General features: G+C 65.7%; 15 protein-coding genes. 10 read left to right on the forward strand and 5 right to left on the reverse strand.

The window, feature by feature from the left end:
- Positions 1-215: 215 nt before the first annotated feature.
- Entirely contained in the window at positions 216-1,277 is a 1,062-nt protein-coding gene (locus EFK50_RS13320) for an alpha/beta fold hydrolase (protein ID WP_123228019.1), read from the reverse strand.
- Between the two features lies 1 nt (position 1,278).
- Positions 1,279-2,607, reverse strand: coding sequence for a zinc-binding dehydrogenase (locus EFK50_RS13325; RefSeq protein WP_221177378.1), 1,329 nt, complete (start codon positions 2,605-2,607; stop codon positions 1,279-1,281).
- Positions 2,608-2,653: 46 nt separating this feature from the next.
- Between EFK50_RS13325 and EFK50_RS13330 the strand changes: the two genes are divergently transcribed.
- Positions 2,654-3,601 (forward strand): 3-hydroxyacyl-CoA dehydrogenase, encoded by a 948-nt coding sequence (locus EFK50_RS13330; RefSeq protein ID WP_123228021.1) that lies wholly within the window; start codon positions 2,654-2,656, stop codon positions 3,599-3,601.
- A gap of 290 nt (positions 3,602-3,891) precedes the next feature.
- On the opposite strand, the gene EFK50_RS13335 is transcribed toward EFK50_RS13330, so the two are convergent.
- On the reverse strand, positions 3,892-4,899 hold the full coding sequence (locus tag EFK50_RS13335) for an AraC family transcriptional regulator (protein WP_183407809.1): 1,008 nt from the start codon (positions 4,897-4,899) through the stop codon (positions 3,892-3,894).
- Positions 4,900-5,348: 449 nt separating this feature from the next.
- Between EFK50_RS13335 and EFK50_RS13340 the strand changes: the two genes are divergently transcribed.
- Complete coding sequence (locus EFK50_RS13340) at positions 5,349-6,569, forward strand: MFS transporter (RefSeq protein ID WP_183407810.1); 1,221 nt, start codon at positions 5,349-5,351, stop codon at positions 6,567-6,569.
- A gap of 34 nt (positions 6,570-6,603) precedes the next feature.
- Here EFK50_RS13340 and EFK50_RS13345 read toward each other — a convergent pair whose 3' ends face one another.
- Positions 6,604-7,833: a PucR family transcriptional regulator gene (locus EFK50_RS13345; RefSeq protein ID WP_123228024.1), complete on the reverse strand. Its 1,230-nt coding sequence runs from the start codon at positions 7,831-7,833 to the stop codon at positions 6,604-6,606.
- Between the two features lie 230 nt (positions 7,834-8,063).
- Positions 8,064-9,125, reverse strand: a complete 1,062-nt coding sequence (locus tag EFK50_RS13350) for an alpha/beta fold hydrolase (protein WP_123228025.1) — start codon at positions 9,123-9,125, stop codon at positions 8,064-8,066.
- Positions 9,126-9,623: 498 nt separating this feature from the next.
- On the opposite strand from EFK50_RS13350, the gene EFK50_RS13355 reads away from it, so the two are divergent.
- From EFK50_RS13355 to EFK50_RS13390, 8 genes are all read left to right on the forward strand, one after another.
- The gene (locus tag EFK50_RS13355) at positions 9,624-10,928 is read left to right on the forward strand and encodes an ABC transporter substrate-binding protein (RefSeq protein WP_123228026.1); all 1,305 of its coding nucleotides are present in this window, start codon (positions 9,624-9,626) and stop codon (positions 10,926-10,928) included.
- 93 nt (positions 10,929-11,021) lie between these two features.
- On the forward strand, positions 11,022-13,043 hold the full coding sequence (locus tag EFK50_RS13360; protein WP_123228027.1) for an ABC transporter permease: 2,022 nt from the start codon (positions 11,022-11,024) through the stop codon (positions 13,041-13,043).
- Positions 13,036-13,824: an ABC transporter ATP-binding protein gene (locus tag EFK50_RS13365; RefSeq protein ID WP_123228028.1), complete on the forward strand. Its 789-nt coding sequence runs from the start codon at positions 13,036-13,038 to the stop codon at positions 13,822-13,824. The genes EFK50_RS13360 and EFK50_RS13365 overlap by 8 nt, the downstream gene beginning before the upstream one ends.
- A complete protein-coding gene (locus EFK50_RS13370) occupies positions 13,821-14,573 on the forward strand; it encodes an ABC transporter ATP-binding protein (protein ID WP_123228029.1) in 753 nt (250 codons plus the stop codon). The genes EFK50_RS13365 and EFK50_RS13370 overlap by 4 nt, the downstream gene beginning before the upstream one ends.
- On the forward strand, positions 14,570-15,442 hold the full coding sequence (locus EFK50_RS13375) for an SMP-30/gluconolactonase/LRE family protein (protein ID WP_123228030.1): 873 nt from the start codon (positions 14,570-14,572) through the stop codon (positions 15,440-15,442). Before EFK50_RS13370 ends, EFK50_RS13375 begins: the two co-directional genes overlap by 4 nt.
- A 46-nt stretch (positions 15,443-15,488) precedes the next feature.
- Positions 15,489-16,199, forward strand: a complete 711-nt coding sequence (locus EFK50_RS13380; RefSeq protein ID WP_123228031.1) for an SDR family oxidoreductase — start codon at positions 15,489-15,491, stop codon at positions 16,197-16,199.
- A gap of 28 nt (positions 16,200-16,227) precedes the next feature.
- A complete protein-coding gene (locus EFK50_RS13385) occupies positions 16,228-17,787 on the forward strand; it encodes a long-chain-fatty-acid--CoA ligase (protein ID WP_123228032.1) in 1,560 nt (519 codons plus the stop codon).
- A gap of 261 nt (positions 17,788-18,048) precedes the next feature.
- Positions 18,049-19,869, forward strand: a complete 1,821-nt coding sequence (locus tag EFK50_RS13390) for a flavin-containing monooxygenase (protein ID WP_123228033.1) — start codon at positions 18,049-18,051, stop codon at positions 19,867-19,869.
- Positions 19,870-19,959: the final 90 nt, after the last annotated feature.

The raw sequence follows: 19,959 nt of genomic DNA on the forward strand, positions 1-19,959 counted from the left end.
TCGACGAGCGCGCGTGCCTCGTTGCCATCTGCGCCTTGCCGGTACGGGAGTTGCCGGTACCGAGCGCGTCCTGCGAAACCCGCAGTCCAGTGCGGCGTTCCAAGGACGGGCAGCGCATTGAGACCTCCGATAGTCAGGTCGTCGTTGAAGCCGACGACCCGGATGTAGGCGTCCTCATCCGGGTTGTCGGAGGTCGGTGACCACCTCTGAGTCATTCAGAGCCCGTCGAGGAACGTAAGCAGCTCGCGGTTGACGGCCTCAGGCTTTTCCTGGGGGATCCAGTGACCGCAATCGGGGATGATTATCGAGCCACGGAGGTCCTTAACGACCTCGTTTGCCCTCGCGGCGGCCTCTTGGCTCCAGACGGTGGCGACGTCCCGATCACCTCCGATGAAAAGCGCCGGGACGGTGAGTGGCTGGCCGTCGAGTTCGGCGAGCTGTTCCCACCCAAGGTCGATCGCGCCGTAATAGGCGAGCGGCGCTCGGATGCCGCCGTGCTCGAGCTCGCTCACGATGTACTCGACGTCCTCCTGGCTAAGCCATGCCGGAAGCGACTCCGGCACCTCGAGGCGACCGGCGAACGTCTCTCCGTCGGGCACACACATCGACGCTCTCACGAACCCAACAACCCACTCGTAGGGCAGATCGAGAAGATTGACGCCGTCCAGTTCCGGCGGCAGCGGGCTATCCGCGGACAGGCTGTAGAGGCCGGCGAGGGCCCATGTGCGCAGATCCTCCTCGATCTCGAGCTCGGCCACGTGGCCCGGTTTGGCGAAGTAGTCCTGGTAGAACGTCAGGCCTGGACCGGCGATCTCATGGTGGACCTCGCTCGGGCGGCGCGCGCCGAAGGGGTCTCCGGGCAGACCGGCGGTGCCACGAGCGCCGAACGGAACGCTCAGGCCGACGACGCCGCGGAACAGGTCGGGACGCATCCACGCTGCGGTCCATGCAACTGGTGCGCCGAGATCGTGGCCGACGATGACGGCACTCTTTTCGCCGAGCGCCTCGACGACCTCGATGCAGTCCTGCGCGACAGTGGGAATGGAGTAGTCCTCGGTGGCCATTGGCTTGGACGAGCGTCCGAATCCCCGCATGTCCATTGCGACGGCTCGGTAGCCGGCTTCCGAGAGTGCCTTGAGCTGGTGGCGCCAGGAGTAGGACGACTCGGGGAAGCCATGGCAGAGGAGCACCAGCGGACCGCTCTCACCGGCGATGCGGAGGTGGATCCGTTGGCCGTTGGCTCGGACTGTCTGCGTCGGGTAGTCGGTGAAGCCCATCTCAGTGCCTTCCCGGGATGGCGACGATCTTTCCGTCCTGCTCGGGGTCAGCCAGCCGCTTGAAGGCATCCGCGACCTCGTTCAGGCCGACCCGGCTCGTAACGAGTCCGTCGACCTTGAGCGCTCCCGAGGCGAGGTGCCCGAGGACTTCGCCGTACTCCTCGGGGGAGAAGGCGATGCTGAAGACCAGGTCGATCTCCTTGAGGATGGCGAAGGTCGGGTAGAACGAGTCCTGTTGCATGCAGACTCCGGCGACTACGACCGTCGCGTTGGCCGGAGCGCCGTCCAGGATCTGCTGGATGACGCCGGGCACGCCGACGCACTCGAAGACGACCGCCGGCCGGAATCCCGGGGGGAACATCAAGTTGCCTGGCGCCATCTGCTCAGGGTCGTCGGTGGCCGCGACCTCGCGCCATGCGTCGTACGGCGAGGTCACGCGGGGGTCGACGACGACGTCGGCACCGAGGGCCTCTGCCATGGCGCGCCGTGACGGCGAGAAGTCGGCGGCGACGATTGGTCCGGTGCCTTGCATCTTCAGGATCGAGATCACGGCGAGTCCGATGGGTCCGCAGCCGATGACCAGCGGGACATCATGGGTTCCGAGCTTGCCGCGGTTCACGGCGTGTAGCGCGACCGCGAGCGGCTCAGCGAGGGCCGCGTTCTCGTCGGAAATGCTGTCGGGCACCGGAAAGAGAAGGTCCTCGGAGAGGATCATGTACTCGGAGTAGGCCCCAGGGATGTCAGGTCCGCCGTAGCCGATCAGGATCGGCCGTTCGCGCAGGAGGAGGGGTGGCGACGCAACTCTTGTACCTGGAGTGATGGTGCCTCGGGTCTCGGGTCCGTAGGACACAACCTCGGCACAGAACTCGTGACCCATCACGACGGGGTCGTTGATGTCGAAGAGGTCGATCCCGGTAGCCGCCTTGGTGCTGGAGAGCAGCTCGGAGGCGTGCGCGAGACAGTGCAGGTCGCTGCCGCAGATGCCAGCGGCAAGTACCTTGACCAGCACCTCGCGGGGGCCAGGCGTCGGGATCGGGACAGTCGTGACGGTAAGGGTGCCGTTCTGCATGACGACGGTTTCCATGCTGCTCGTTTCGGGTGTCATCGAGGACCGTTCCTTAATGCGATGAGGGGTCGCCACCCCAGTGGCGGCTCCTCCAGGATCGCACTCAGCACCTGTTTGAACTTGCCTTGAAACGACTATTACTTGGCATTTGGCGACCGATGGAAGGTCAATGTAACGGCGTCGCGCAATGACAAATTTTTGTCGTGTGAGGGCAAGCCAGGCAGCCGCTGGCACGCCCATGATCAGTGTGCTGATTGCAGTCACACGTGCCGAAAACTGCACGTATCTCTCCGGAAGGACTCACCACATCATGTCGTCGCTCCACAACCTCACAGTTCTCGGCGCTGGTGTCCTCGGGGGACAGATCGCCTGGCAGAGCGCGTTCAAGGGCAAGCGCGTAACGGTCTACGACATCTCGGATGAGGCTATCGAACGCTGCCGCGCCGCTCACGACCAGTACGCCGCGATCTACCTCGCCGATGTCGGAGCCACCGACGCCGAAATCGACGCGACGCGGGCACGCCTATCCTTCACGACCGAGCTTGCGAGTGCGGTGTCAGCTGCAGACCTGGTGATCGAGGCGGTTCCGGAGATTCCCGACATCAAGACTGCGACTTACCAGCAGATGGCGCCGCTCCTGCCGGCGCACACCATCGTCGCGACGAACTCCTCGACACTGTTGCCGAGCGACTTCGCGGCGGCATCCGGACGACCCGACCGGTTCGCCTCCCTGCACTTCGGAAACGGTATCTGGGCGATGAACTTCGCCGAGCTCATGGTTCACGCCGGGACGTCGCGTGAGACCGTCACAGCCCTCGCCGAGTTCTCCACCGAGATCGGCATGGTTCCGATCCCCCTCCTCAAGGAGCAGTCCGGCTACGTCGTCAACACCTGGTTCGTGCCTCTGCTCAACGCGGCCCAGACCTTGGTGACCAACGGGATCGCGCGTCCTGAGGACGTCGATCGGACCTTCATGATCGGAGGCCCGGCGGTCGGTCCGCTCGGGATGATGGACATGGTCGGAATGAAGACCGCCTACGACGTCCTGGCCCACTGGGGACGTGAGAACGATGACGTCCAGATGACGGCCAACGCTGCATATATCAAGGAGCGGTTCCTCGACAAGGGGGACCTCGGTGTCCCCACCGGCAAGGGTTACTACGACTACCCGAGCCCCGCATACGCTGAGCCAGGCTTTCTCGCGATCCCTGATCCCTCGGCTGTGCCCGGACTCGTGGCACTTATTGCGGCCGACTAGCTCGATGCGCGTTCGCCTCGCTGGTCCTTGGTTTGCTCGCCGAGGTGCACGCGGCCTCCGGGCAGGTTGGGGTCTCGGGCGAGGAACCGCCCCAAGCGGCGGAGACGCTTGCACCACGTCCGGCTGCCACCGCAGTCCGGCCACCGAGGCGCTTGCCTGCGATCAGGGGCAAGCCCTCCGCGCGCGACGTCTGGGCGACCCTTCTCCCTACTCGGCTCGTCCAGAACTCCCCGACGCTCCCTACCTAGGTCTCTCACCTAGGTAGGGAGCGCTGGTTCCGGCGGGCTAGTTCAGGCAGACGGTTCGTTCTGGCGTCGCCGAGCGCGCAACTGACGTGGGGACTCGCCGTACCAACGCCGGCAGGCGCGCGTGTAGCTGCTGTGCTCGGCGTACCCCAGGGAACTCGCAATACGCGAGATGGGCATCCCGGTAGCTGAAAGCTGCCAGGCCAGCCCTCTGCGGACATCGTCGAGGACGTCTTCGAACGAGGAGCCTGCTTCAGCGAGCTTTCGTTGCAGGACCCGCGGATGAATGGCCATGGCTCGTGCTGTGACGAGCAGGCTGGCCTGATTTACGGCGAGGAGACGCTGGGTCAGTTCGCGCACATGGTCAACGATCTCCAGGTCGGGTCGGATCTCCGACAGGTAGCGCTCCGCAAGTACGAAAGCCTCCGCATCTCGTCCGCGGATTGGCTCATTCAGGACGTGGTTGGGCAGGTGGACGGAGTTCAGGTCTGACTCGAAGGTCACGGGGCAGCCGAACATGTCCTTGTAGGCGGCTATCGGGCTGATTCGCGGATGCTGCATCGTGACACGCAAAGGCACGAAGCCGTCGCCGACCATGAGGCGGAAGGCGTCCATAGCAATGCCAAGACCATGCTCGATCCACTGGTCATGTCGGGCTGGCTGACGAACGGTGGTGGTGAGGGTGAACACCGCTGAGCGGGGTCCACGTACGAGCTCCACGCGATCGACTGGTGCGATGTTGTGAAGGAACCGGGAGACAGACTCTAGCGCCGAGGCAACTGTCTCCGAGTTGCGGATGATAACGGCGACCGGCCCGAGAATTTGGATTCCTTGTTCGCGTGCCAAGCGCATCCCGAAATCCGAGCATTCGAGCTCATCGGCAGCGTCGGCTATGACGGCCGCTGCCGCTGTGCTGGATAGAAATCGCTCGTGGTCGGTCGTCGCGGAGGGGTCGATCCCGCGGGCGTGCAGCATCGCTTCCGCGTCGCCGCCTAGGGTGTTGACGAGACTGACGAAGTTGAGCAAGACAGTTCCGCGAATCAGTGAGGCCATCGTCACCAAATGTAAAGTCATCGTCGCGTATTGCCAAGTGTAGCGGGCGACTAGGCGAGGAGCTTTGACTGCACCTCGGTATCCGCGGTGCAGTGCCGATGAGAATGCAGACGGCCGTCGTGACCGTTACCGCGAACGACACAGCTAGCAAGGTCCCCATAGCATCGGGCGGGATCATGTCGGATAGTCGCGGACACTTCCGGCCTGATCGCTAAGCCTCCAATGCTCCGCGCTGACCCTTGAGGCGCCGGGTTGCTCCAGTTCGTCTGGCTCGATTGTGCCGCCGCACAACAGGGTGCCGCGAACTCGGTACGGCGACCCGTACGACGGAGCCGAGGTGCGGTTCTAGCGTGATCGGGGCAGCTCGTCCTGCGCGGCATGTTCCGAAGACGCGCTACCGGACATCCATGCCCCGACCGATCGGTCGGCCACTACCGAGAGGCCCGCCAGTGGAATTCATCGCCCAGACCGAGAATGCCGAGACCCACGCAGGCCCGAAGCCAAGGAAGGCCGAACCGGCCGGCTGGTTCGCCGTCTGCTCCGTGATGAGCGCCAGTTTCGCGCTCGTGCTGTCGGAGTTCATCCCGCTCGGCCTGCTCGACGAACTCAGCCGGGATCTGGGTGTTACCGAGGGTCGGGCGGGGCTATTTGTTGTCCTACCCGGCCTCGCCGCGTGCATCGGAGCTCCGCTGGTGACCGTGCTCGCAGGGAGCACCGACCGACGCCGGGTACTGCTACTACTCAGCGCGACCGTCCTGGCCTCCAATATTTGGGTCGTGTTTGCCCCGACCTTCGCTGTCGCCCTCATCGGCCGCGCCGCCCTCGGCTTCGCGGTTGGCGGGTTCTGGACGATCGGCCCGCCAACCGCCACCCGCTTCGTTGCCGATCGGCACGCAACCCGCGCGGCGTCACTCGTGATCGGCGGCATTTCGATGGCGACCGTTATTAGCCTGCCCCTCGGCGCCTGGATCGTCGTGGTCACCAACTGGCGATGGGCCTTCGTGGTTGCTGCCGCGTTTGCGTTCGTCGCCGTCTGTCTCGAGATCGTCGCGGTGCCGCGCCTGGCCCCCGTCGGCTCGGTCCGCTGGAGTACGTTGCTCGGGGTCTTCTCTACGCGCAAGGCCCGTCAGTGCCTGGGTATCACCGTCGCCGCATTCGGCGCCCACTTTGCCACGTACACCTACGTCACGCCGTTCGTGAACCAGACCGGGCTGCCGGAGTCGGCGCTGCCGGTGGTGCTGCTGGCTTTCGGGCTAGTCGGGGTCGTCAGTAACCTTGTGGGCGGCTGGGTGCTCGACTCGCGTCTGCGCCCCGTGTTCTCGGGAGCCCTCCTGATACTCGGCGTGGCGCTCATAGTCATGCCGATGACTGAGTCCCTGCCTGCGCTAACGGTCGCGCTGATCTTCACTTGGGGCATCTCGTGGGGTCTGATTCCGCTGAGCCTGCAAATCTGGATCCTGGCCGCAACCCCGCAAGCACGCGACGGCGACCAGGCCATGTTCGTCTCGGTGCTCCAGTTATCCCTGGCCGGTGGATCGGCCCTCGGCGGCGTACTCGTCGATTGGCTCGACGTGCGCACTGACTACTTCCTGGCCGGGGTGGTCGCGTTGCTCGCCGGGCTTGCCACTACTTGGTGGCTGCATGGCGTTCAAGGTCGTGGTGCGACCTGAGGGATCTCTGGACGCGCCCGTTGCCCTCCCAGGCTCAACGCCCGTCGGCCATGGTCGAGCGCGGAGCGAGAATCCGGTGGAACTCCATCGCGAGGTAGAGATGCGCCGTGTCGATGGGCGCGGTCAGCGATCGGCCGGTCAACTGGCTGACCTTTCCGAGGCGGTACCGGACAGTGTTGGGATGGCAATGTAGCGCGGCCGCCGCGCCGGCGGTCGACCCTTCCGCCTCGAACCAGGCACGCAACGTTGCGAGCAGCAAGGTCTGGTCAACCTCGGGAAGCTCGATTACCCCGCCCAGCACGTCACGAAAGAGATCCTCGGCGACGTCGCTCTCGGAGGCGAGGAGTACCGCTACGCGCACCCGGCCGTAGCGCAGGACCGCGCTGCTGCCCAGGGTCGCGGCCCCGCGGGCGGCTCGTGCCTCGGCGGCAGAGCCGCTGGTCGCCTGAAGCGAGGTGAAGACCTCGCTGACCCCGATCCGGCCCAGCGACAGGGTTGCGAGGTGGGTGAGAAGCCGATCGAGGGTGAAGCGCGGCGAGAGGGCAATCAGCGCGATTGCGCCGTCGGGGTCCGAACGCCAAGTGACGTGGCCACCGGCACCAGTCACGGAGCGGGCCGTGGTCACCATTGCGCGCTCGCCGCCGACCGGCACGGGGTCGGTCGCGATGACGACGAAGGCGCCCTCCGTGGGCAGCCGCAGCGCAGCCGCGATGCTCGAGATCGTCAATCCCGCCGAGTGGGTGCCGTGGAACAGTGCGGTGAGAGCGAGGTCGCGGGTGCGGGAGTCGTGCTGGATCTGCTCGGCCTCGAACTCGCGGTAGGCCCTGCTGAGGGTCTCGAGAAAGAGGTCGAGGGTGTTCCAGAACGAAGTGGCTGAGCGCAGCAGAGCTTGTTGGTCGGCGTCCCGGCTCATCACGCGGACTAGCTCCTCCCAGATGAAGGACATCCCGATCCGGTAGGCGCGCTGCACCGGGCCCAAGGGCGCGCCCTGGGCAGCGCGGAGACGGCCCGTCCTGCAGGGTGCAGCGGTGACGTCGTCGGCGCCGGTACACGAGATCGCATCGAGGATGCCCAGTACATTGGGTCGCACGCTGTCCATCAACTCGTCGAGGCTTAGCGTGGTGACGTAGTAGGGCTCCTTGCTCGCGATGAGTTCTGAAAGCGCCAAAGTCAGGCGGTCGACGTCGTGGGCCAGCACGCGGCAGGCTTCGACCACGCCCGGGTCGACGGCCGAGCCCGCCTGGGCCATCACGGTCAGGGCCACCTCAGTCCTCCAGTTCGGTCAGTGTGTTCATTTTCAAGATGGCTCCTCGGTTGCTCTGTGGTGGCGGCATTCACAGTGTGGGCACCTTGGATGGGGGGTACTTGACGTAGTACGACATTTACTTGCCATTTGACGACCATCGGAGGATGGGACGGGAATGCGAGCGGCCGGTCCCGGACGAGCCCGGGACCGACGCCATATGCCAAGTGAGCGTCAAGTCCAGGGAGCAGTCAAAGGCCCTTGAGGAAGGTCAGCAGTTCGGTGTTGACCACCTCAGGGTGCTCTTGCGGGATCCAGTGGCCGCAATTCGGGATGATCACGCTGCGCCGCAGGTCCTTTACGTACTCGTCCTGGCGGAACCGGGCCTCCTGGCTCCAGATTGTCCCCACGTCGCGATCGCCGCCGATGAACATCGCGGGCACTGTCACGGGGGTGCCCTGGTAAGGGCCGAGGACCTCCCAGTTGAGGTCGGCGTTGGTGTACCAGGCCAGGGGCGCGCGCATCCCGCCGGTTTCGAGCTCATCGATAAAGATGTCGAGTGTCTCCTGGTCGAGCCAGGGCGGGAGCTGGTCGGGGTACTGCAGGTTGGACGCGAAGCCCTCGCCGTGGTGCACGCACATCGCGGCCCGGATCCACTGGATCAGGAACTCAAGGGGAAGATTGGTCAGGTCGACACCCTCCATCTCGGGTGGCAGCGGGCTGTCCGCCGACAGTCCGTAAAACCCGCTAGTGACGAAAGCCCTCAGGTCGGCCTCCATCTCCTTCTCGGCAACGCCGGAGGGGTCGGCGAAGTACTCCTGATAAAACACAGCGTCGTCGCCAGCGAGCGCGCTGTGCGTGACCGATGGCCGCTGGTCGCCGAACGGATCCCCGGGCAGGGCAGCCATTCCGCGCGCACCGAACGGGAGGCTTATGCCGACTACTGCTCGGAAAACGTCGGGGCGGGTCCACGCCGCGGTCCAGGCGACCGGTGCCCCGAAGTCGTGTCCGACGACGACGGACTGAGCCTCGCCGAGGGCTTCGACGACTCCAACGCAGGCTGCGACGAGCTCTGTGACCCGGTAGTCCGATGGCTGGATCGGCTTGCTCGACCGGCCGTATCCCGGCATGTCCATGGCCACGGCCCGGTAGCCGCCCGCCGCAAGGGCGTCGAGCTGGTGGTGCCAGCTATAGGAGGATTCGGGAAAGCCGTGACACAACAGCACCATCGGTCCGCTCGTGCCGGCGATCCGGACGTGGACACGGTTGCCGTTGGCCTGGACGGTCCGCTCCTCCCAGTCAGACCGGGGCATGGTGTGCCTCTTCGATGGTGCGCGGCGTGCGCGACGGTCCAGGCATATGTAGCTCCTTTGATCGTGGTGGTGTATGACGTCACGGCCCCGGCACGTGATGGGGTGCTGGTCTCTTGACCCGCTACCGTCCGTCGCCGCCTGCGACCGATTCAGATTAGGAGCGACCGGGCGGGGCGTCTTTGTGCTGTAAACCCACTTTGCCGTGGTCGGTATGTGCCACGTCACATCTGCGCCCAGACGGTCGCTCGCTCAAGCCGCGGAAGGAGCCGATGACAAGTCGAGGACAGGTTGTGCGACGGCACAATCGAGGCCCCGAAGGGCTGGCCCGGGACACATGGATACCTCCTGTGACCGCTGACACACTCGCCGTGGCTAGCACCTCCAGAGTCACGCGCCTGTCGTGAAAACCCGATCTCGGCTAAGGACACGAGAGTGCCTCTCGCGAGCCGACTCGCACGTCCAACTGCTCGTCTCGAGCCCGGAAGAACAAGGGATCCCATGGACAACCCAACACGTCAGACTCTCGAGCCCCGGTCGGGACGGCAAACGGGCTCGGCGCGGAGTCGAGCCACTCTCGCCTCCCTCGTCGCACTCGCACTTCTCGGGCTGGCCGGATGCGGTAACTCCGACGGGTCGGCCAGTCCGGCCACCCCGACAGGCACCGACCAGGCAACGGGGAGCACCCCGGTCAAGGTCGGCCTGCTCAACCCTGTGAACGGCGGCGCGACCGCGCCAGGTGCTTCGCAGGGAGCCAACGCCGGCGTAGCGTTCGCTAACGGCAACCTCGGCGGCATCGGCGGTCGCCCTGTCCAGGTTGTCAACTGCGACGTCGACGTCCTCTCGCCCGAGTCCAACATCAACTGCGCCAACCAGTTCGCCAAGGACGGCGTTGTCGCGGTCATCGACGCCTTCAACCCCTCGGCCGGTGCTGCTCTGCCGATTCTGCAATCGGCGAAGATCCCGATCATCGGGCCTCTGGCTTTCGACCCCACGCTGGGTTCGGCCCCCGACAGTCGCGTCTACTTCGGACCTGCCCCAGCGGCCTTTCTGCTCGGCGCCATGCAGTCGCTGAAGGAGCAAGGTTTCTCTTCTATTACCCTAGCCAACCTCGACGACCCGACCGGTCACGCGACGATCGACAAGATCCTCAAGCCATTGGGCGCGCAGCTCGGCCTAGACGTCAAGGCGATCTATTTCCCGCCGGCCAACCCCAACTTCAACGTGCTGGCGTCCTCGATCAAGTCAACTGGCTCGGAAGTGGCGGGCCTGCTCGTGACACTAAACGAAGCGATGTGCACCAACCTTTTCAAGGCAATGGTCAACGTCGGGTTCGACGGCACGCCATTCATGGCCTCCTGCTCCAACTTCATTGGCAAGCTTGGGTCCAAGGCCGTTGGCGCGGAGACCTATTCCTCGGTTTGGCTGCCCCAAGCACAGAAGCAGGCACCTGCTGAAATCCAGAAGAACCTGTCGGCCGCCGCGCCTTACATGGCCGCCGAGCGTGGCCCCAGTGATTGGAACGCTTACGCCGCCTTCGCGACCGTCGTCGATCTCACCCGGATCCTCGACCAAGCCAAAGTGTCCAACCCCACCGGCGAGTCCGTGCTCTCAACACTCAAGGCTGTCAAGGGCTACCAATCGTTCCTCGGGCCCCAACTCGACTGCACTCGGCCTACCAGCCCCAACTGCACGACCGAGATCTACAACTTCAAGGTCACAGCGCCCAACACGATGGAGGCGGTCGGCGGCGGCACTATCCATCCGGCGGAGCAGGCCCTCAAGGCGGTGCCGGGAGCCAGCTAGACCTGTCCCGCACCATCCAGTCCGCGACGGGGCCGCTGGTCGAACTCTTAGTCCGATCGGCGGCCCGCGCCGCACTCGCAGTGAGGTTCCGCGGTGTCCGTCTTCATCCAGTTCGTCTTCCTCGGCCTGACCCTCGGGGCCGTCTACTCGGTGTTCGCGACCTCCCTGGTCGGGGTTTACGCGGCCACGGGAATAGTCAACTTCGCACAGGGATCGGTCGCTCTGTGGGCTGCATATACGGTCGCTGCACTGAGAACCGACGGCACCCTCGTGCTCCCGTTCGGCGGCAGCCTAAGGTTCGGTGATGTCACCTCGCCGATGCCAATGGTGCTGGCAGTAGTTGTCGGCGTCTTGTCAGCCGGGCTACTGGCGCTCCTCGCCCACCTGCTCGTCTTCCGGCCTCTGCGATCCGCGCCGCCGCTGGCCAATGTCGCCGCCTCGGTCGGCCTGATGCTCTTTCTGCAGGCTCTAGTTGTGCTCCGCTTCGACACGGACGCCCTGTTTGCTCAGCCGGTCCTGCCCTTCAAGACCTTCACCCTGGGCAACGTCGTTGTCAATGCCAGCGACTTGATCATGGGCGGCACAGCCGTTCTGGTCGCACTGCTGCTGTGGGCGTATTTCCGCCTCACCACCACCGGCGTGGCGACCCGCGCGGCGTCGGAGGACGAGCTGGCCGCCCGTCTAGTGGGTTTCTCGCCCGACCGGCTCGCCGCGGTCGTCTGGGTCGTTACAGCAATGGCCTCCGGCCTGATTGTGGTCCTTGGCGCCTACACGATCGGTCTCGACCCGACCAGCTACACCTACTACGTGGTTCCGGCCCTCGCGGTCGCGCTCGTCGGCCGCCTCACGTCGTTCGGCGTCGCCTGCGCGGCGGGCCTGCTCATGGGCGCCTTCCAAGCCGTCCTGCTGTGGGCCAATACCCTTGAGTGGTGGCCCTCCTGGGCTCAAGCGGGCCTCGGCGACGCGATCCCATTCGTCGTCGTGGTCATCGCGCTATTCGTACTTGGCGGCAAGATCCCGGCGCGTGGAGCGCTGACCCAGGTCGCCATGCCGGAAGTACGAATCCCGCGGCTGCGACCGCTGCCCGTGGCCGGCGTTGTTGGTCTCGCCGCGCTAGCCATCGCGCTCACCAGCGACAGCTGGCGCTTCGGTATCGTGACCTCGCTGATTCTTTCGCTCATCGCGCTTTCGCTGGTGCTGCTGACCGGCTACCTCGGCCAGATCTCGCTGGCGAGCATGGCCTTCGCCGGAACCGCCGGCTTCACGCTATCCAAAGCCACCACGGAGTGGCATGTTCCCTTCCCCATTAGCATCGTTCTCTCTGCTGGCCTCGCGACTCTGCTCGGCGTCGGCGTCGGGATACCAGCTTTACGCATCCGTGGCGCGCAGTTGGCGGTAGTCACGCTCGCCGCAGCGTTCGCAATCCAAAGCTTCGTCTTCAACAACCCCTCGTTCACGCCCTACTCTGGCAACCTGATCGGGACGCCGAACCTGTTTGGGCTCGACCTGTCGGTCCGCCGAGGCACCGACCTCATCACGCTGCGCTTCTCGATGCTGGTGCTAGTAGTGGTCACGACAACCACCCTTGTCGTGATGCGCTGGATGGCCGGGTCGACCGGGCGCAGCTTCCTCGCTGTGCGCTCCAACGAGCGCGCCGCGGCCTCGGTGGGCATCAACGTCGCGGCCACCAAACTGCTCGGGTTCGCGCTTTCGGCGTTCTTATCCGGCGTGGCCGGCTGCCTGATCGGTTACAGCCGCGGCCAGCTCTCGGCGGCGTCGTTCTCGGTAGTCGCCGGGCTCTCCCTGTTGGCAATCGCCTACTGCGGTGGCATCACCTCGGTCGGCGGTGCACTAGTCGCCGGCTTCATAGGTCCGCTCGGCGTGTTCTACGTCTTCCTCAACCAGACCCTCGACCTCGGCCAGTACTACCAGGTGATCTCCGCCGGAGGTCTGCTGCTGATGGCCGTCACCAACCCGGTCGGCGCCGCGGGGGCCAATGCGGAGATGCTCCGCCGGCTCCGACGCAGGCGTAGCGAGCACTCCTCGACGTCCGCACGTACGCCCACAGTCGCCCCCGCGAAGGGCCTGACCTCGAAGGTGGAGACTCATGTCTGACCAGCAGCCGCTCCTCGAAACCCGCGACCTGTCCGTACGTTACGGCGGGGTCACGGCCAATCAGGATGTCTCCCTCACGGTTGAGCCCGGGGAGATCGTCGGTCTGATCGGCCCCAACGGCGCCGGCAAGACGACCTTCGTCGACGCCGTGACTGGGTTTGCCCGCTCCACCGGCGAGGTCCGGGTCGGCGGTAAGCGGGTCGACGGGCTCCCGCCGCACCGCAGGCGACGCAGCGGCGTGGCCCGCACCTGGCAAGCCGGCGAACTGTTCGACGAACTCACCGTCGCCCAAAATCTCGCCGTAGCAGTTCAGCGTCCTGGCCTGCGAGGCCTGATCCGCGACGTGCTGACAGGCTCGGTGCCGCCCGCCGCCACCATCGGTTCGGCGCTCGAGACCGTCGGACTCGTCGACGTGGCCGACCGCCGACCCCCCGAGTTGTCCCTCGGCCAGCAGAAGATGGTGGGCGTGGCCCGGGCGCTGGTCGGGGGCACCTCTCTGCTGCTGCTCGACGAGCCCGCGGCCGGCCTCGACACCCACGAGAGCCAGCACTTCGGCGTCGAGCTGCGCCGGATCGCGGCGGCCGGCCCCGGCGTGCTGCTTATCGATCACGACATGTCTCTTGTCCTGGACGTGTGCCACCGCCTCTACGTCCTCGACTTCGGAAAAGTCATCGCTACCGGGACGCCCGAGGAGATCCGCAACGCCCCCCAGGTCGTCGCCGCCTACCTCGGCAGCCCCTTAGTCGACACAGCCGCCGCAGTGGACGGAGGGCGCTCGTGAACGCCGCCGCGACCGCTGCCCCTGCACTGTCCGTCAAGGGCATCACAGTCGGCTACCAGGGCGTGCCCGCCGTCCGCGACCTCTCATTCGAAGTCCACCCGGGTGAGATCCTGGCCCTGCTCGGGCCTAACGGCGCTGGCAAGACCACGACCCTTCTGGCCTCGGTCGGCGCGCTACCTGTGATGTCGGGCCAGATCAGTGCATTGGGCGCTCCGATTGACCGCCGCATCGAGCGCACCTCCCGACGCGGCTTGGCTTTGGTACCCGACAGCCGCGGAGTCTTTCGCCAACTGCGGGTGCAGGAGAACCTCGCGCTATCGAAGCGCCGGGGTGGCCCCCCGGTGGAGTCAGTCTTCGATCACTTTCCCAAACTCAAGACGCTGCTGCGTCAGACTTGCGGGAACCTGTCCGGCGGCGAGCAGCAGATGCTGGCACTCGGCAAGGTCATGTTGCAAGAGCCGAAGGTACTTCTGATCGACGAGTTGAGCATGGGCCTGTCACCGATCGCGGTGCAGGACATCCTGCCGCGGCTGCGAGCCATCGCCACCGAGCAAGCGATTGCAGTGGTGCTGGTCGAGCAACACATTGACCTCGCGCTCGCCATCGCTGACACCTCTCTCGTGCTCCACCACGGGAGGGTCGCTCTCGCGGGCCCGGCCGAACGGTTGCGCCGGGACCGTCAGTTGGTCGAGGCCGCCTACTTCGGCACGACCGAGTCCAACCACCAACCCCAGATGGAGAGACGATGACCAGAACCCTCACCACCCTGCATCGCCGCGGCCACTTCTTCGAGAGCGGCCGGTGGCGCGACGGCCGCTGGTGGGTCTCGGATTTCTACGCCGGCGCGGTCTACTCGATCACTCCCGACGGGGACGTCACGACCGAACTCGCGGTGCCGCACTGGCCATCGGGCCTCGGCTGGCTGCCCGACGGAAGCCTCCTGGTGGTCTCGATGGGCGACAGGCGCGTCCTGCGTCGCGCCCCTGGCGGCGACGTTTCCGTGCACGCCGACCTGGCGGAGTACTGCGAGGGCTTGGCCAACGACATGGTCGTCACCGCAGACGGACACGCCTACGTCGGCAGCATGGGGTACGAGTGGGACGAAGCCCGACCGCAGAAGGCCGTTCTTGTGCACATCTCGCCCGACGGCACCACCGCCCTGGCGTCCGACGAAGTGACCTTCCCCAACGGCGGGTCGATCTTGTCCGACGGTGTCACTCTTGTGGTCGCCGACACCTTCGGCTCAGAGGCATTGGCGTGGACAATCCGCCCCGACGGGACCCTGGTGGACCGGCGCATCTGGGCCGACCTTGGCGTCGCGATGAAGATCGACGCAGGCGGCCAGATCGTTGGCCTGCCCGCTGCGGGCCTCGACGGCTGCGCCGTCGACCCGCACGACCGGATCTGGATGGCCGACGGCGTCGGTCGGCGAGCCCTGCTCATCGCCGAGGGCGGGGAGATTGTTGACGAGGTCGCCGCGCCCGAGGGGTTATCGGTCTACTCGTGCGCGCTCGGCGGTCCTAACGGCACCACTCTGATGCTGTGCTGCTCGCCCGACCACCTACCGACCCCCCGCCAGGCGGCGGCGGAATCGGTCATCGTGACCGTCGAACTGTGACTCCATCTACCCACAATCGTTACCTCCCACTGGAAGAGACCACCTGATGCCATCGCTACACGAGTCCGTTGTCATGGTCACCGGCGCCAACGGCGGGATCGGCGTGCCGCTCGTCGAGGAGGCGTTGCGCCGCGGCGCCACCAAGGTCTACGCGACCGCACGCACCCCGCGCTCCAACTGGGGCAACGAACGCGTCATCCCGCTGCGCCTCGACGTCACCGACCCCGCGTCGATCAAGGCGTGCGTTGAGGCCGCAGGCGACGTGTCGGTCCTAGTCAACAACGCCGCGGTCTCGGTATCGACGCCCGGCATTCTGACCCACTCCGAGGAAGAAATTCGGGCCAACGTCGAGACCAACTTTCTCGGCCCGCTGTTCATCGCTCGGGCGTTCGCGCCACAGCTTGCGGCAACGGAAGGCTCAGTCTTAGTCGACATCCACTCGGTACTCAGCTGGTACGCCGTCGCCGGAATCTACTCCGCGACCAAGGCCGCGCTGTGGTCGGTTACCAACTCCCTGCGCCTTGAGCTCAAACCGGCCGGCGTGCACGTGGTTGGCGTCCATATGGGCTACGTCGACACCCCGATGGCGGCCCATACCGACGATCCCAAGATCGACCCCGCGGACTTTGCCCGCACGGTCTATGACGGCGTCGAAGCCGGCGCACTGGAGATTCTCGTCGACGACGCGTCGCGCCTGGCCAAGGCCGGCCTGAGCGCCCCCCTCGACGCGGTCTATCCCGAGCTCGCGACCCACTGACCTCAGACGACCCACCAGGAGCACACCCGTGACATACCGCAACCTCGCCGACCTTCTCAGCGTCTCCGCCGCCGCCCACCCGAACCGCACGGCTGTGGTCTGCGGAGCACAGCGCTATTCATACGCCGAGCTCGACGCCGCAGTCAACCGGGTCGCCGGACTCCTGGTCTCACGAGGCCTCCGAACCGGCGAGAAGGTGGCACTGTCGAGCCCAAACGTCCCGCAGTTCACCATCGCGTACTACGGAGTCCTGAAGGCCGGCGGCGTGGTGGTGCCCCTAAACGTGCTCCTCAAGGACCGGGAGATCGCCTACCATCTCCGCGACTCCGAGGCCCGCGCCTATCTCGCGTTCGAGGGCACCCCCGAGCTGCCAGTCGGCGCTTGGGCTAAGGCCGGATTCGATGCCGCCGACGGCTGCCGTGATCTGTTTCTGCTCGACACCGGCGCGTTGACCTGGGAGCCCGGTGAGCGCCCCGAGTCGCTCGCCGCTGCCGTCGCCGAACAGCCGCCCACGTTCGAGACAGTGACGGTTGACCTCGACGACACCGCGGTGATCCTTTACACCTCCGGAACCACCGGACTGCCCAAGGGTGCTGAGTTGCGGCACCGCAACATGCTGGACAACGCTCTGATCGCAAAGGACATCGTCGGCGCCGATCCCGAGCGCCCCGACACCTACCTTTCGGTGCTCCCGCTGTTCCACTCGTTCGGACAGACGATGATCCAGAACGGCGCGCTCGCAGTTGGTGGCAAGTTGGTCATGCTGCCGCGCTTCGACGCTGGCGCTGCGCTGCGGGCGATGCTGGAGCACGAGATCACCTACTTCGCAGGCGTCCCCACGATGTACTGGGGGCTGCTGAACGCGCTCGATGAGACCGTCGACGTCGCCCGCCTCGCGGCCCGGCTGCGGGTCGCGGTCGCAGGCGGCTCCGCGCTGCCAGTGGAGATCCACCGCGAGTTCCTGAGGCGCTTCGGGGTCACCATCCTCGAAGGCTACGGGCTCTCTGAGACCTCGCCGGTGGCTTCGTTCGCCCGGTTCGGCGAGGAACCCCGGGTGGGGTCGATCGGTGTGCCGATCCCCGGAGTGGAGATGAAGCTCATCGACAACGACTGGTCGGAGGTCAAGGACGTGCCTGGCGAGATCGGTGAGATCGCGATCAAAGGTCACAACGTGATGAAGGGCTACTACCGCCGCCCTGACGACACCTCGTGGGCGATCCGCGACGGGTGGTTCCGCACGGGGGACCTTGCCCGCAAGGACGAGGACGGCTTCTATTTCATCGTCGATCGGTCCAAGGATATGATTATCCGCGGCGGATTCAACGTTTATCCGCGTGAGATCGAGGAGGTGCTTCTCCAGCACCCCGCTGTCTCCCTCGTAGCCGTCATCGGCGTCCCGCACCCCAGCCATGGGGAAGAAATCAAGGCATTCGTCGTCCCGGCAGTCGGCGCGACGACGACCGAGGCCGAGCTCGTAGCGTGGGCGCGCCAGGAGATCGCGGCCTACAAGTATCCACGCGTCGTGGAGTTCGTTAACGCGCTCCCAATGACCGCGACAGGCAAGATCCTCAAGCGCGAGCTGAGCTGATTCAGTCCTTCCCGGCGTCGTACTCCGATGTTGTGGCTCGGCACATCGGCGGCACGAAATTTCGGTGCGCCGAGATATACCGCCTCGTCGACACTCCTGACAGGTTCGAGGTGTGGCGGCTGTCACTACTGCGAGGCGAGAGTCCGAAGACCGTCGCCGGTCTGCACACCCGGCGGCGGTCTTGGCGTCGCGCTCTTCACGCACGTTGCACCATGCAATTTCCGACATGCTCGTTCCGACAAAGACAAAGGGGACCTCGATATGAACGCCACCGACACCCGGGCCAAGATGGCCGCGCTCGACGTGGACGCGCTGCGCGCCAAGTACGCCGATGAGCGGGACCGTCGGCTCAACCCGCTCGAGCAGGCCCAGTACGCCAGTGTCGAGGGCGAGCTGGGGTGGGTCGACGCGGACCCGTACGTCGACGAGCCGCTCGTCCGCGAACCCCTCGATGAGACCGTTGAGGTGCTCGTCGTGGGTGCCGGTTTCGGCGGCCTCCTCGCCGCGGCCCACCTGAAGAAGCGTGGCATCGAGGACCTGCGGGTCATCGACAAGGCCTCCGATTTTGGCGGCACCTGGTACTGGAATCGCTACCCGGGCGCCCAGTGCGACGTTGAGTCGTACATTTACCTCCCGCTGCTGGAGGAGGTCGGCCAGTTCCCGACGGAGAAGTACGCTCACCGCCCAGAGATCTTCGCCCACGCCCAGGCCATCGGGAAGCACTTCGGCCTCTACGAGCAGGCGATCTTCCAGACCGAAATCACCAGTATGACCTGGGAGGAGGAGTCGCTGCGCTGGATCGTTCGAACCGATCGCGACGATCTCATCCGCGCCCGCTACGTCTTCACCGCCAGCGGGCCGCTCAACCGGCCCAAGCTCCCTGGCATCCCCGGCATCAACAACTTCCAGGGAAAGATATTCCACACCAGCCGGTGGGACTACGAATACACACGCGGCAACCACACCGGCGGCATGACCGGGCTGGCAGACAAGCGGGTCGCCATCGTCGGCACCGGCGCCACCGCTATCCAAGCCGTCCCCTACCTGGCCCGCGACGCGGCCCACCTGTACGTCGTGCAACGGACCCCGTCCAACGTCAGCCGGCGCGGCAACCAGCCCACCGACCCCGAGTGGGTCGGGACGCTAACCCCCGGCTGGCAGCAGCGCCGGATGGACAACTTCAGCCGCCTAAGCGCCGGCGTGCCGGTCGAGGAAGACCTGGTGCGGGACGGCTGGACGGAGATGTTTCGCGACCTTTACACCGCCTTCGGCTGGGCGCCTGAGGAAGGCGAGGAGGTCACGCCTGACGTGATGATGGACGTCATTGAGCGCACGGACTACCTCGCGGGCGAAAAGATGCGCGAATGGATCGCATCCCAAGTCGAAGACCCGGAGACCGCGGAGGCCCTCAAGCCCTGGTACGGCGTGCTGTGCAAGCGACCTGCATTCAACGATGGCTACCTACCCGCCTTCAACCGTGACAACGTGTCCCTGGTTGACACCCACGGCGCAGGAATCAGCGAGATCACCACCGACTCGATCGTGGTCGACGGGGTGTCCCATCCGGTCGACTGCATTATCTTCGCCACCGGGTTCGAAGTAGCTACCTCGGCCAACCGAACCGCCGGGGCGGACATCCGCGGCGTCAACGGCGAGCAGCTGACCGACCACTTCGCCGACGGGCCACGCACTTTCCACGGGTTCTATGTCCACGGCTTCCCCAACCTCTTTCTCCTCGGCTCGGGCAACAACGCTGTCAAAGGCAACTTCACCGATATGCTCGGCGAGCAGGCTGAGCACCTCGCGGGCGTTATCGTCGAGGCGCAGGCCGCGCGAGGCGCGCGCATCGAGGCCACGGCCGAAGCCGAGGACGCATGGCGAGGGACGATTCGTGAAAAGACTGCCGAAATCCGTCAGGTCGCCGCGAATTGCACGCCCGGCTACTTCAACAGCGAGGGCGACGTCGAGCGCAGTTGGGCAGCAAACACGTACGGCGGCTTCGGAGGCGTTCCCGAATTCACCGAGCTCCTTGGGGCCTGGCGCGACCGCAAGGACCTGGATGGCTTGACCGTTTCCTCCTGACGCTCTCTAGTCAAGCCCGACCGCTGATGAACAGCGGGTCGTACGGGAGCCCCAGATTGAACTCGCCGGCTCCGACCTTGGAGTCGAGCG

Origin of the sequence: Nocardioides marmoriginsengisoli, from assembly GCF_003725695.1 — a bacterium.
GTDB lineage: Bacteria > Actinomycetota > Actinomycetes > Propionibacteriales > Nocardioidaceae > Marmoricola > Marmoricola marmoriginsengisoli.